This window comes from Stappia sp. 28M-7 (assembly GCF_014252955.1).
GTDB lineage: Bacteria > Pseudomonadota > Alphaproteobacteria > Rhizobiales > Stappiaceae > Stappia.
This window is the reverse complement of record NZ_JACMIA010000001.1, coordinates 3,284,796-3,296,496: the sequence shown is the minus strand read 5'-3', so window position 1 is coordinate 3,296,496 and position 11,701 is coordinate 3,284,796. Positions and strand designations below refer to the sequence as shown.

General features: G+C 62.7%; 11 protein-coding genes. 7 read left to right on the top strand and 4 right to left on the bottom strand.

Features of this window, described 5'->3' with window-relative positions; translation table 11 throughout:
- Nucleotides 1-59: 59 nt before the first annotated feature.
- Nucleotides 60-827 carry a flagellar type III secretion system pore protein FliP gene (fliP, locus tag H7H34_RS14785; protein WP_120267278.1) on the bottom strand — a complete coding sequence of 256 codons (768 nt, stop codon included), beginning with the start codon at nucleotides 825-827 and terminating at the stop codon, nucleotides 60-62.
- 13 nt (nucleotides 828-840) lie between these two features.
- On the bottom strand, nucleotides 841-2,484 hold the full coding sequence (locus H7H34_RS14780; RefSeq protein ID WP_185925617.1) for a FliO/MopB family protein: 1,644 nt from the start codon (nucleotides 2,482-2,484) through the stop codon (nucleotides 841-843).
- 409 nt (nucleotides 2,485-2,893) lie between these two features.
- On the opposite strand from H7H34_RS14780, the gene flgB reads away from it, so the two are divergent.
- The 7 genes from flgB to cckA all read left to right on the top strand — a co-directional run bounded on the left by flgB (nucleotide 2,894) and on the right by cckA (nucleotide 8,922).
- On the top strand, nucleotides 2,894-3,301 hold the full coding sequence (gene flgB, locus H7H34_RS14775; RefSeq protein ID WP_185925616.1) for a flagellar basal body rod protein FlgB: 408 nt from the start codon (nucleotides 2,894-2,896) through the stop codon (nucleotides 3,299-3,301).
- A 45-nt stretch (nucleotides 3,302-3,346) separates the two neighbouring features.
- On the top strand, nucleotides 3,347-3,757 hold the full coding sequence (gene flgC, locus H7H34_RS14770) for a flagellar basal body rod protein FlgC (protein WP_120267281.1): 411 nt from the start codon (nucleotides 3,347-3,349) through the stop codon (nucleotides 3,755-3,757).
- A gap of 36 nt (nucleotides 3,758-3,793) precedes the next feature.
- Complete coding sequence (gene fliE, locus H7H34_RS14765) at nucleotides 3,794-4,108, top strand: flagellar hook-basal body complex protein FliE (RefSeq protein WP_120267282.1); 315 nt, start codon at nucleotides 3,794-3,796, stop codon at nucleotides 4,106-4,108.
- Nucleotides 4,109-4,163: 55 nt separating this feature from the next.
- Nucleotides 4,164-4,433 carry a flagellar biosynthesis protein FliQ gene (fliQ, locus tag H7H34_RS14760; protein WP_185925615.1) on the top strand — a complete coding sequence of 90 codons (270 nt, stop codon included), beginning with the start codon at nucleotides 4,164-4,166 and terminating at the stop codon, nucleotides 4,431-4,433.
- Between the two features lie 7 nt (nucleotides 4,434-4,440).
- Nucleotides 4,441-5,214 carry a flagellar biosynthetic protein FliR gene (gene fliR, locus H7H34_RS14755; RefSeq protein ID WP_185925614.1) on the top strand — a complete coding sequence of 258 codons (774 nt, stop codon included), beginning with the start codon at nucleotides 4,441-4,443 and terminating at the stop codon, nucleotides 5,212-5,214.
- 4 nt (nucleotides 5,215-5,218) lie between these two features.
- Nucleotides 5,219-6,295 carry a flagellar biosynthesis protein FlhB gene (flhB, locus tag H7H34_RS14750; protein WP_120267285.1) on the top strand — a complete coding sequence of 359 codons (1,077 nt, stop codon included), beginning with the start codon at nucleotides 5,219-5,221 and terminating at the stop codon, nucleotides 6,293-6,295.
- A gap of 83 nt (nucleotides 6,296-6,378) precedes the next feature.
- Complete coding sequence (gene cckA / locus H7H34_RS14745; RefSeq protein ID WP_120267286.1) at nucleotides 6,379-8,922, top strand: cell cycle histidine kinase CckA; 2,544 nt, start codon at nucleotides 6,379-6,381, stop codon at nucleotides 8,920-8,922.
- A 636-nt stretch (nucleotides 8,923-9,558) separates the two neighbouring features.
- Here cckA and H7H34_RS14740 read toward each other — a convergent pair.
- Nucleotides 9,559-10,134 carry a hypothetical protein gene (locus H7H34_RS14740; protein WP_185925613.1) on the bottom strand — a complete coding sequence of 192 codons (576 nt, stop codon included), beginning with the start codon at nucleotides 10,132-10,134 and terminating at the stop codon, nucleotides 9,559-9,561.
- Nucleotides 10,135-10,434: 300 nt separating this feature from the next.
- Nucleotides 10,435-11,562 carry a helix-turn-helix transcriptional regulator gene (locus H7H34_RS14735; protein ID WP_185925612.1) on the bottom strand — a complete coding sequence of 376 codons (1,128 nt, stop codon included), beginning with the start codon at nucleotides 11,560-11,562 and terminating at the stop codon, nucleotides 10,435-10,437.
- Nucleotides 11,563-11,701 lie beyond the last annotated feature (139 nt).

The window sequence follows — 11,701 nt, the reverse complement described above, 5'->3', positions numbered from 1 at the left end:
AACCCGGAAACCGGCGTTTCCAGAACGGACGTTTCGAAAAACGGGCTACCGCCAGGGCCTTAACCGCTGGAGAAGCTCTGGACGAGGCTTCCCGCGATCAGGTTCCACCCGTCGACCAGCACGAAGAAGATCAGCTTGAACGGCAGTGAGATCACCACTGGCGGCAGCATCATCATGCCCATCGACATCAGCACCGAGGCGATGACCAGGTCGATGATCAGGAAGGGCAGATAGAGCAGGAAGCCGATCTCGAAGGCCCGGCGCAGCTCGCTGATCATGAAGGCCGGCACCAGCACGCGCATGCTGATCTCCTCCGGCGTCTCCGGTGCTTCCTGCCCCGAAAGCTCGGTGAACAGCGCCAGGTCCTTCTCGCGCACATTCGCCCGCATGAAGGCGTGGAAGGGGCGCGAACCGCGCTCAAAGGCTTCGGGCAGCTCGATATTGCCTTCGACCAGCGGCTGGACGCCCTCGTTGTAGGCGGCCTCGAAGGTCGGAGCCATGATGAAGAGCGTCAGGAAAAGCGCGAGCGAGGTCATCACCGCGTTGGGTGGTGCCGTCTGCAGGCCGATGGCCGAGCGCAGCAGCGAGAGCACCACCACGATACGGGTGAAGCTTGTCACCATCACCAGGATGGAGGGCGCAAGGCTCAGCACCGTCAGCAGCGCGACGAGCTGCACCGCCCGTTCGGTCAGGCCCGAGCCTTCGCCGAAATCGATCGACACACCCTGGGCATGTGCCCCGGTGACAAGGAGAAACAGTGAGAGACAGCCAAGGGCGGCAACCGCCGTCTTGCGGTAGGGCAGGACGGCGTGCCGGGCCCCTGTCATGGACGCTGCACCGTCATTTGCGCGGGCCGCCGATCTCGCTCAGCAGGCGCGCCATTTCTTCCTCGATCGCGTCCATGGTCACCGGACCGCTGTCCTTCTTTGCGGTCTCGCCCTTGTCGGCCTCCGCGGCAGCGTCGGTGTCCGTGGGCTTGTCCTCTGCCGTATCCTCGGCCTTGGGCGCCTCCGGTTTGCTCTCCTGCTTGGCCGTACTCGCAGCGTCCGGCTCTGCCGTCGCGGGAGCGGCGGGTGCTGCCGACGGCGCCTCGACTTTCGGAGCGGCCGATGCCTGCGGTGTGACCGGGGCGGGGCTGAAGTCGGCGCGCGGCTCGGTGCGTGCCGCAGGGGCGCTGCCGCGCGACTGGTCCAGCTCGGCGAGCAGGGCATCTTCCAGCGAAGCCAGGTCGGGCTCGACGCGGGTTGGGGCCGGTGCCGATGCAGCCGCCGGTGCCGGAGTGCTTGCAGCGGTCTCCGGCTTTGCCTCTGCTTTCGGCTCCGCTTTCACCTCGACCTTGGCCTCAGGCTTCACCTCGAGCTTGGGAGCTGCGGGAGCAGCCGGGGTGGTCACGCTCGGGGTCGTCGAGGCCGTGGTGGCGGTTGCAGTAGCGGCCGCGCCTGCGGTCACGCCCGACAGGTCGCCGCGAGCCGCCGGCTTGTCGCCGGCAGGCGCGGGCTTGTCCGCCGTCTCGGTGAACTGCGGAAAGGCCGTACGGGCGTTGGCCGCCGGGCCGGAAGACGGCGGCGTCACGTTGCGGCGGATCGGCGGGAGCGGCTCGCGGCGGGGCTGAGGAGCGACTGGCGGCTGCGGCGCAATCGGCGGCTGCGGCGCCGGCTGAGCGGCGACCGGGGGCATCTCGGGAGCCTTCGGAGCTGCAAGCGGAGCCTGGGCAGTTGGTGCCTGCGGGGCTGACGGGGCCGCAGGCTGCATGCCGAGCGGACGCAGCGGCGGACGCGGAGCCGGAGCGGCCGGCGCTTCCGGGCGCGAGGAGAAGGGGGCCGTGCCGGACGTTGCCGATCCCTGGGCTTCGCTGCGCGGCTCGGCGCGGCTGGGAGCTGCGGCACGTGCAAGGCCTGCGACCGCGGCGCCTGCTGCTGCCACGGAGGCGCCGGCGCGCTTCAGCGGAGAGGCGTCGTTGCCATTGCTCTCGCCGGCGCGGCGCGGTGCCGGGGCCTGCGGCTGGCGACGCGGTGCCATCGGCTGAGGCGCGGTCTGCGCCACAGGCGCAGCAGGGGCGCTTGCCGGTGCGGACATCGGGGCGGGAGCCGGAGCCGGTTGAGGCTCGGCCTCAGCCGGCTTGAAAGAGGCGGAAAGCTCGTTGCCCATCGCCGGTTGCCGCGGATAGGCCTGAGATACGGGAACACCGCGCACGATGTTCTGCTCGACGACGATATCGCTTGGCCCACCGACCAGCAGCAGATGCTCGACATTGTCGCGCCGGATCAGCACGAGCCTCCGCCGGGTGTCCAGCGAGGCGGCATCCATCACCGCGATGCGCGGCTGGCGCGAACGGCTTCCGAGGCTTCGGCTTCCGGCGATGCGGCGCAGGATCCAGATGAAGACGGATATCAGCGCCAGGACAATCGCCACCGCGAGAAAGAAACCGATGCCACGGGCCCAACCCGGTTCCATCTGAAAGGTGTCAACCAGCCAACTTGTCATGCCTTTCTAGGCCTCTTCCTATTCGAGGGTGCGCCCGCTGCCCGCCTGTCACGCGAGCCTTGCGGTCCGGTCTACCCGTCCGTCCGGCGTTGGAGTTCCCCGCGCCTTAACCCCGATCCATGGCATCGCGCAACCGGTCTTGCCCGGCGAACGCGCGCGAATCCTGCCTTACTGCATCCTGTTTAGCTGTTTTGTACGATTCTCTCAAAGAGGGAAGGTTAACGCATCCCGGCAAAAAATGCCGATATCTGCCGCCAATATGCAAGCTGCCACCGGAACTTGCGCCTCTCATGTGCGGGAAATCGGGGGCTTCTCCTTTCGGAAACGTTAATCGTTAACTCATCGTTAACCATCTGCCCGGCAGGATCTGCCTAGTCGTTAACCCTCGTCGCAACGGGAAGATCGTTCCATGTCGGTCTCGGACCTGCCGCTGTTTCTGGCGCTCAAGTCGAAGATGCAGTGGCATCAGAGCCGGCAGGGCGTGCTCGCCGAGAACGTCGCCAACTCCGATACGCCGGGTTTTCGCGGCAAGGACCTTGAGGACTTCTCCTTCGAAAAGGCGCTGTCAACGCGCACCGTCGGCCTTGCGACGGCTCGCACCAGCAGCGCCCATATCGTCGGCTCGATGATGCGCGATAGCGGCGGCGTGGAGCGCGACGATGCCAGCGGTTTCGAGATCACGCCGGACGGCAACACGGTGGTGCTCGAGGAGCAGATGATGAAGGTGACGGCCAACCAGATGGACTACCAGACGGTTGCCTCGCTCTACCAGAAGGGGCTCGGCCTCATCCGTACCGCTCTGTCGCGCAACGGCTGAGATCGCGCGCCTTGATCAGACCCGCAAGGGTCGGGGAGTTTGACCGTGGATTTCGTCAAGTCGATCTTCATCGCTGCAACGGGCCTGAAGGCCCAGAACGGCCGCATGCGGATCATCGCAGAAAACATCGCCAACGCGGACTCGACCGGGCGCACCGCCCAGGAAGATCCCTATCGGCGCAAGATCCCGACCTTCAGCGCCGAGCTTGATCGCAAGCTCAAGGCCGAGGTGGTGGAACTGGGACCAGTCGAATATGACCGCTCCGACTTCAAGACCCGCTATGAGCCCGGTCATCCGGCGGCCAACGAGAGCGGCTATGTGCGCACGCCCAATGTCGACACCCTGGTCGAGATGGTCGACATGCGCGAGGCGCAGCGTTCCTACGAGGCCAACCTGAATCTGATCAGCGCGACACGTCGCATGTTGCAGAAGACCATCGAGATCCTGCGCGCCTGACCGGCCGCGCCCGCCTTCCTTCCGGAGTAGAACGAGATGTCCACGCCTTCGATCGCCGCCAGCGCCTACCGCATGACGTCCGCGCTTGCCGGGGCGAATCAGGATACAAAGGTTAAGACTTCTTCGACGGCGACGCCGGATTTCGCCAATATGGTCAAGTCGGCCGTCGAACAGGTGGTCGATCAGGGCCGCGATGCCGACAAGCAGACGCTGGCGCTGACCGAGGGTAAGGCGAATGTCGTCGATGTCGTCACCGCGGTCGCCGAGACCGAGGTGGCTTTGGAAACGCTCGTTTCGGTGCGCGACCGCGTGATCTCTGCCTATCAGGAAATCATGCGCATGCCGATCTGAGCATGAGCGGTGCCGCCGGCTGCCTCCGGCGGCGTGCCTGAGCGGAAGGAACAGCATGACCGGGCCGGAGGTCCTCGACATCGCCCGCCAGGGCATCTGGACCCTGATCATCGTGTCCGCTCCGCCGATGATTGTCGGCTTGCTGATCGGCGTGGTCATCGCCCTGTTCCAGGCGCTGACCCAGATCCAGGAAATGACCCTCGTCTTCGTGCCGAAGATCCTGGCCATCTTCGTGACATTGCTGATCGCGTTGCCTTTCATGGGGCAGGCGCTGGAATCCTATACAGCCGTTATCGCCGATCTCATCGTCACCGGCTCCAGGTAGTCCGGCCATGAGCTTCGACATTTCCCTTCTTCCCCAGGTGGCGCTGCTGTTCATGCTGCTCTTCGCTAGGCTTGGCACCATGTTGATGCTGATGCCGGCTCTGGGGGAGGGGTCGATCCCGCCGAATATCCGCCTGGCGGTGGCGCTGTTGCTGACGCTGGTCTTCTATCCGGTCGCCGCCCCGCTCTATTCGGTCGACGCGACGATGCCGCTGCCGCGGATCGGCGTGCTGCTGGCCTCCGAGTTCGCCATCGGCTTCTTCATCGGGCTGGGCTCGCGGCTGATCACCTATGTCCTGTCCATCGCCGGCATGATCATCGCGAACCAGTCGGGCCTTGCCTTCGCCATGGCCACGGATCCGACGATGGATGGCCAGCAGGGCGCAGTGATCGGCTCCTTCCTGAGCCTGCTCGGGATCACGCTGATCTTCGCCTTCGACCTGCACTATCTGGTGATCGCGGCCATGAACGACAGCTTCCGCATGTTCCCGCCCGGCGGCGGCATTCCGGTCGGCGACATGGCGGAACTCGCCACGATGCTGACGGCGGAGCTGTTCTCGATCGCGATCCGCATTGCCGCGCCCTTCATCGTCGTCGGGCTCGTCTTCTATTTCGGGTTGGGTCTGCTCAACAAGCTGATGCCGCAGATGCAGATCTTCTTCATCGCGATGCCGCTCAACATCGCCATCGGCGGGCTGATGCTCTTCGCCCTGCTGGTGACGGTGATGATGTGGTATCTGTCGCATTTCGAGACGGCGCTCGGCCGGTTCATCGCGGGGTAGGGCGATGGCCGAACAAGACGACGACGCCGAGAAAACAGAAGACCCCACGCAAAAGAAGCTGGATGACGCGCTCGAGAAGGGCGACGTCGCCAAGAGCCAGGAGGTCTCGACCTGGTTCACCATGCTCGGCACCGGGTTGGTGGTGGCGCTGCTCGCGCCGGGCGCGGCGGACAGCCTGCAGTCGGCGCTGCGCGGTTATCTTGCCCATTCGCACCAGATCCCCGTCGATGCCGGAGGTCTGGGCCAGTTGTGGCGCGACACCGGGCTGCGGATCGGCGCCATCCTGGCCCTGCCGCTTCTTCTGCTGCTGGCGGCGGCGGTCATCGGCAACATCATCCAGCACCAGCTCATCTGGTCCGCCGAGCGGATGAAGCCGAAATTGTCGAAGATCTCGCCGCTGGCGGGGTTCAAGCGGCTGTTCTCCTCCGAAAGCCTCGTCAACTTCGCGAAGGGCCTGATCAAGATCGTCGTGGTCAGCGGCCTGATGGTCGCCGTCCTGTGGCCGCAGCGCGACACGATCGACACGATGATCTTCCGGGAAACGGTCGTGATGCTGGAGGAGGTGCAGATCCTCGTTCTGCAATTGATCGCAGCGATCCTCGCGGTCATGACCGTGGTTGCGGGCCTCGACTATATCTGGCAGCGCAAGAAGTGGTTCGACAAGCAGAAGATGAGCCAGCGGGAGATCAAGGAGGAATACAAGCAGACCGAGGGCGATCCGCTGGTCAAGGGCAAGATCCGCCAGTTGCGCATGGAGCGGTCCCGCCGGCGCATGATGGCGGCAGTGCCCGAGGCAACGGTGGTGGTCACCAACCCGACTCACTATGCGGTGGCGCTGAAATACGAGCAGGGCATGCAGGCGCCGATCTGCGTGGCGAAGGGAACGGACGCGGTCGCTTTGAAGATCCGTGAGATCGCGCGGGACAACGAGGTCCCGATTGTCGAGAACCCGCCGCTGGCCCGCGCACTCTTTGCTGTGATCGACATCGACCAGCAAGTACCGGAAGAGCAGTATCGCGCTGTGGCAGAAGTGATCGGTTTCGTTTATCGAATGCGGGAACGCCGCGCCTGGCGGAGCTAGGAGCGGTTCCTGTCGCCGGGCGCATGAGTGCGCGGTGGGTGCCGAAGGGGAGGCTGGCGCGTTTGGCGCCACGGGGTATGTGAATGAGCAGAAGTGAACGGGGTCCGTCGTCTCCCGCGGTCGAGCGGCAGGAGCGCTCAGGCAGCATCCTGTTGCTGATCCTGCTTGCGGTCGGCCTGGTCGGCGCCGCCGCAGCCCTGTCGCTGATGGAGCGCGACCACGCGGAGCCTTTCGTTCTGGCGCTGCTCGGCGTGCTTGCCGTCATCGGCGTGTTCTCGCTGTTCGCGGGTGCCATCGGCCTGCTGCGCTTTTCTTCGCGCGCACCGGCAAGCCCCGTACCCGCGGCTTTTCTCAACACGCTGGAAGATGGCGTGCTGGTGGTCGAGCGGGATGGACGCATCGTTTATGCGAACGATGCCTATGCCCGGCTGATCGGTGCCGAGGGGCCGACCGAGATGCGCGGTGTCGAGCGTGTTTTTTCCGCCGACCCGGCTGCGACCGACGCGATCTTCCATCTGACGCGGGCAGCCGAGGCCGAACGCACGGCAGAGGAGGAAATCCGCCTGCCGCATCCGCTCGGGCGCAATGACGGCGAGCCGTGCTGGTATCGGGTGCGCGTGCGGCCGCTGCCGCTGGTCACGGGGCGGGGCGGCGAGCGCGGCTGCACCGTGTGGCAGCTTTCCGACATCAGCGGCGACCGCACCGAGCAGGAGACGTCCTTCCAGGAGCTCCAGCGGGTCATCAATTTTCTCGATCACGCGCCGGCCGGCTTCTTCTCTTGCGACGCTGCCGGGCGCGTCGTCTATCTCAACGCCACGCTGGCCGACTGGCTCGGCTACGACCTCGTCAGCTTCGAGGCCGGCTCGCTCGGCGTCAGCGAATTCATGCGCGGCGACGGGGCGGAGCTCCTGCTCTCCGTCCAGGGCAAGGCAGGCGAGGTCAAGACCGAGACTTTCGATCTCGACCTGACCACACGCGGCGGCCGGTCCATGCCGGTGCGTATTCTGCACCGCGTGCCCTTCGGGGCCGGCGGTCTGCCGGGCGAGAGCCGTACCCTGGTGCTCAACCGCTCCCGGGGCGAGGACGCGGCCGAGGCGCTTCGCTCGTCCGAGGTGCGCTTTGCCCGCTTCTTCAACAACACGCCGATCGCCATCGCCTCGATCGACCATGACGGCGGCATCAGCAAGACCAATGCCCCCTTCGTGCGCCTGTTCGGCACGGCCGACACCACCCAGGGGGCGCCGAAGCTCGTCGATCATGTGACCGCGCCGTCGCGCCCGGCCCTGATGGAGGCGCTTGCCGCTGCCGCGGAGGGTCGCAGCGAGATCCCGCCGGTGGATGTGCGTCTCGACGAGCGCGAGGACGGCCGGTCCGCCACCGTCTATGTCTCGGCGGTGCGCGACGGCGAGGACGATGCGGATGCCGCCATCGTCTACGTTCTGGAAACGACCGCCCAGCGCGTGCTGGAAGCGCAATTCGCTCAAGGCCAGAAGATGCAGGCAATCGGCCAGCTGGCCGGCGGCGTGGCGCACGACTTCAACAACGTGCTGACCGCGATCATCGGCTTTTCCGACCTGTTGCTGGCCAGCCACCGGCCGAGCGATCCGTCCTTCCAGGACATCATGAACATCAAGCAGAACGCCAACCGGGCAGCCGGGCTCGTGCGCCAGCTGCTCGCCTTCTCGCGGCGCCAGACGCTGCGCCCGAAGGAACTGGCGCTCAACGACGTTCTTGCGGACCTGTCGATCCTGCTGGACCGGCTTCTGGGCGAGAAGGTGGAGCTCAGCGTCGTCCATGGCCGCGACCTATGGCCGGTGATGGCCGACCTCAACCAGCTCGAGCAGGTGATCGTCAATCTTGCGGTCAACGCGCGCGACGCGATGCCAGAGGGTGGGCGCCTGACCATCCGCACGCTCAACGTGCCGGAGGACCAGTCGCAGTCCTACGAGGGCACGCGTGGCATGCCGGTCGCCGAGTACGTGCTGACCGAGGTCACCGACACCGGCACCGGCATGACGCCCGAGGTGATGGAGAAGATCTTCGAGCCGTTCTTCTCCACCAAGGAGGTCGGCAAGGGCACGGGCCTCGGGCTTTCCACCGTTTATGGCATCGTCAAGCAGACCGGCGGTTTCATCTTCTGCACCAGCGAGCTCGGTAAGGGCACGAGCTTCCGCATCTTCCTGCCGCGCCATGTGCGCAACGAGGCGGAGCAGGTGGAGGTGAAGCCGGTCGAGGCACCGCAGCTGACGGACCTCACCGGTTCGGCCACCATTCTGCTTGTCGAGGACGAGGAGGCGGTGCGTGCCTTCGCGGCCCGGGCGCTGACCTCGCGCGGCTATACCGTGCATGAGGCCTCCAGCGGCGCAGAGGCGCTGGAGATCATGGAAGAGACGGACGGCGAGGTGGATCTGGTCGTCTCCGACGTGGTCATGCCGGAGATGGACGGGCCGACCCTCTTGCGCGAATTGCGCAAGACCCAGCCGGATCTGAAGATCATCTTCGTCTCGGGCTATGCGGAAGACGCCTTCGAGAAGAACCTGCCGGAGAACGAGAAGTTCTCGTTCCTGCCTAAGCCCTTCACGCTGAAGCAGCTTGCGACGATGGTGAAGGACGTTCTGGCAAGTTAGGCTTTTATGTATTCGTTCTCAATAATATCTCTCTTATGCGCGGCGCATTAGGCGAAGCGACATGTAGGGAGTGTATTATGGACATATTGTCGGGGTATGATGCAGTTTCTAAGATGAAGGCAAGCATTCTGAGTGCAGGGTGCGGGTCGCTCGAGGTCGGGTATGAGATATCGGACTTCGAACGTATTTGCCAATCCTTTCCCAAGGGAAAGCTTGGTGAGCACTTTAGCCGGAGGCTGAATACCCTTCCGCCGAATCGACTTATGTGGATTGTTGCTAAAGATCGCGCCGGGCGTCCTGTCGCAGCCGCCGCCGCGAGGTTCGACGACATAAAAGGCTGGGATCTGGAGCGTTTCATCTCCGAGTATTGGACACGTATCTATACTGATGGAAACGGGGATCCTATTGAAATTATACCGATGTCACTTGAGCACGCGCGCGGAATTTTTGGTCCCTGGGTGTACTTAGGTGAGGGGTTTGTAGCGGAGGATTTTCGCGGCAAAAAAATTTCTTCAAACCTTATTAGGATCCTGATTATTCTTTCGTTTAATGAATTTAGGCCGAATCTTCTCTATGGATGGATGCGACCTCCGTTAATAAAAATTGGTGTAAATACCAATTGGGGATTTCATAATACTATATACCCAGGGCTTCTTTGGAAGAAGGCTCCGCATCAGCTTGATTTGCATGATCTTGCTTTTGTATCCTGTGATGCTCGGGGAGTGGGACGTCTTTCGCAGCGCTTTTCGGGGAATTCTCTGGAATAAGTTGAGAGTAGATCAATATTATTGGAAGGCCGCCCTTCATTGTTGTTGGCAGTATAACTCTAAGGTAATTTATCTTTCCTGGGGCGAAGGATGATAGTGAGTCTGTTTCTATAATCTCCGAAACAGCTATTCTATTGTGAGTGGAGGTGACATACCCGTGCCGCAGCGCTTGACGATAATCTAGCGGGAAGAGCGCTGCGGCCGACCCTGGTTCCAGTTGAGAGACAACTGACTGCGCCAGCGTCTTTCTTCCTACAAAAAGTATTTCTGGAGTGCAGTCAAAATTTGAATCTCCTCCCATGATGAGGATTTTTTCTATCAACTCGCGCGGAATTTCCGACAAACTTTGGATGCTCTTCCACATATTGCAGATTTCAATCCCATCTTTATCGATGGGAAAATCTTCAATATTTTTGAATTCAACATTGGTTACTTTGGTTGCCATTATTTTTCTCTCAGTGATGCCGCCTTTTTTGCTGCATGGCCCACGTCAAGGCAGGTCTCATAAATTCAAATATCAATTCCTTCTCATGTTTCGATAATTCATCAATGTTATCATTTCCAGTTAGTTGTATAGCGTGCAGCTTGAGTATATCCATTAGTCCCATTTTTTGGGACCATTCTATCATTTCAAGAAATCTTCTATCTATGTCATCTACATATATTTTGAATTCTTTGTTTTTTTCCATGCTTAATAACCATTGTTTGTTGATCGAGGGGGGTGTTTAGCCTTGCCGTGATATCCTCAGTGCCGGTTGCTTTGCGGGCGGGACGGGAAGCCGTGCACCAGGCGCAGCAGGTCCGCCTGCCCGCCGGTCGCGGTTTTGGCGTAGACGCTCTTCAGCTGCGTACGGATCGTCTCTCGCGACAGGCCTGCCTCTTCGGCGATCTCCGTCACGCTCTTGCCCTCGACGATCCCCGAGACGGCTCGGCGCTCTCCCTTCGTAAGTGCGTAGGCGCCGGCGAACTGGTCGAGATCGACGGCGTTGCCCGTCCCGCCCGGCGGCTGGATCAGGATCGCGACCGTCGGTCCTTCGAACAGCAGCGAGAGGCGGTCCTTTTCCACACTGATCAAGGTCAGCCGCATGCCGCAGCTGAACAGGCTTGCGGTCTTCGGACCCTCGTAGGAGCGTCTCAGCATCTGCTGCAGCACGCTCTGGGCGTCTTCCTCGCGCAGGCGCAGCTTGCCGAGCGGCGAGACCGTCATCGGGGCGCCGTTCTCGATCAACTGCTGGCCCGTGCGCGAGATCGTGCGCACAACTCCGTTCTCCCCAAGCACCACCACGCCGACATCGAGCGAATCGAACAGCGAGACGCCGAGGTCGAAGCCGGACCAGCGCGACGGACTGTTGCGGTAGAACCGGGCGGCTCGCTGCAGATGCGGCGCGATGCGCGTCAGCTGCTCGGAAAAGCGCGCGTTCATCTCGGGATCCGGCCTGCTGGTAACCGTCGAGATGATCAGCGGGCACTCGCCGAACTTGTCGATGGTCACGCCGATGGAACGGGCGATGCGGTTGGGCGCGAGGAAATCGTTGTAGAACTCCGTCTGCAGCATCTGCGTGTGGGATATGATTTCGTCGGAATGGATCCCGAGGCCGACCTTGCGCGCGGCGCAATGGTCGAGCCAGGGATTGAGGTTCACGTAGTGGGCCGCATAGGCCGCAAGCTCGGGGCCCTCGAAGCGGGACGCCATGGCCAGATACTCGTCCGCCTGGCTCATGTTGTGGGAGAACATGACCGTTCTGCCGCCAGGCGCATTCGCCGAAAGCCGGTCTAAAAACGTCTGCCACGAGGTTTCGCACAGGAGCGCGGCGTAGATCAGGTCGATGAACTCTGCATCGGCCTGCGGGTGATAGCTGCGACCCTCGTCCATCGCGTGCTCCTCGTGCCGGCCCGAAGCCGGGCCGCTTCACCCGCCAGGGTGATTGGAGAGAAGTATAGGCGGGTGCTACGAGAATCTCGACTGCAGATTTTGCAGTCGTTACCCCCTGCAAGAACTGACGATGTTCACG

What these genes read in the sequence shown, in the direction of transcription:
- fliP (WP_120267278.1), bottom strand. Translation starts at nt 827, where the DNA reads ATGACAGGGGCCCGGCACGCCGTCCTGCCCTACCGCAAGACGGCGGTT.
- H7H34_RS14780 (WP_185925617.1), bottom strand. Translation starts at nt 2,484, where the DNA reads ATGACAAGTTGGCTGGTTGACACCTTTCAGATGGAACCGGGTTGGGCC.
- flgB (WP_185925616.1), top strand. Translation starts at nt 2,894, where the DNA reads ATGTCGGTCTCGGACCTGCCGCTGTTTCTGGCGCTCAAGTCGAAGATG.
- fliE (WP_120267282.1), top strand. Translation starts at nt 3,794, where the DNA reads ATGTCCACGCCTTCGATCGCCGCCAGCGCCTACCGCATGACGTCCGCG.
- fliQ (WP_185925615.1), top strand. Translation starts at nt 4,164, where the DNA reads ATGACCGGGCCGGAGGTCCTCGACATCGCCCGCCAGGGCATCTGGACC.
- fliR (WP_185925614.1), top strand. Translation starts at nt 4,441, where the DNA reads ATGAGCTTCGACATTTCCCTTCTTCCCCAGGTGGCGCTGCTGTTCATG.
- flhB (WP_120267285.1), top strand. Translation starts at nt 5,219, where the DNA reads ATGGCCGAACAAGACGACGACGCCGAGAAAACAGAAGACCCCACGCAA.
- cckA (WP_120267286.1), top strand. Translation starts at nt 6,379, where the DNA reads ATGAGCAGAAGTGAACGGGGTCCGTCGTCTCCCGCGGTCGAGCGGCAG.
- H7H34_RS14740 (WP_185925613.1), bottom strand. Translation starts at nt 10,134, where the DNA reads ATGGCAACCAAAGTAACCAATGTTGAATTCAAAAATATTGAAGATTTT.
- H7H34_RS14735 (WP_185925612.1), bottom strand. Translation starts at nt 11,562, where the DNA reads ATGGACGAGGGTCGCAGCTATCACCCGCAGGCCGATGCAGAGTTCATC.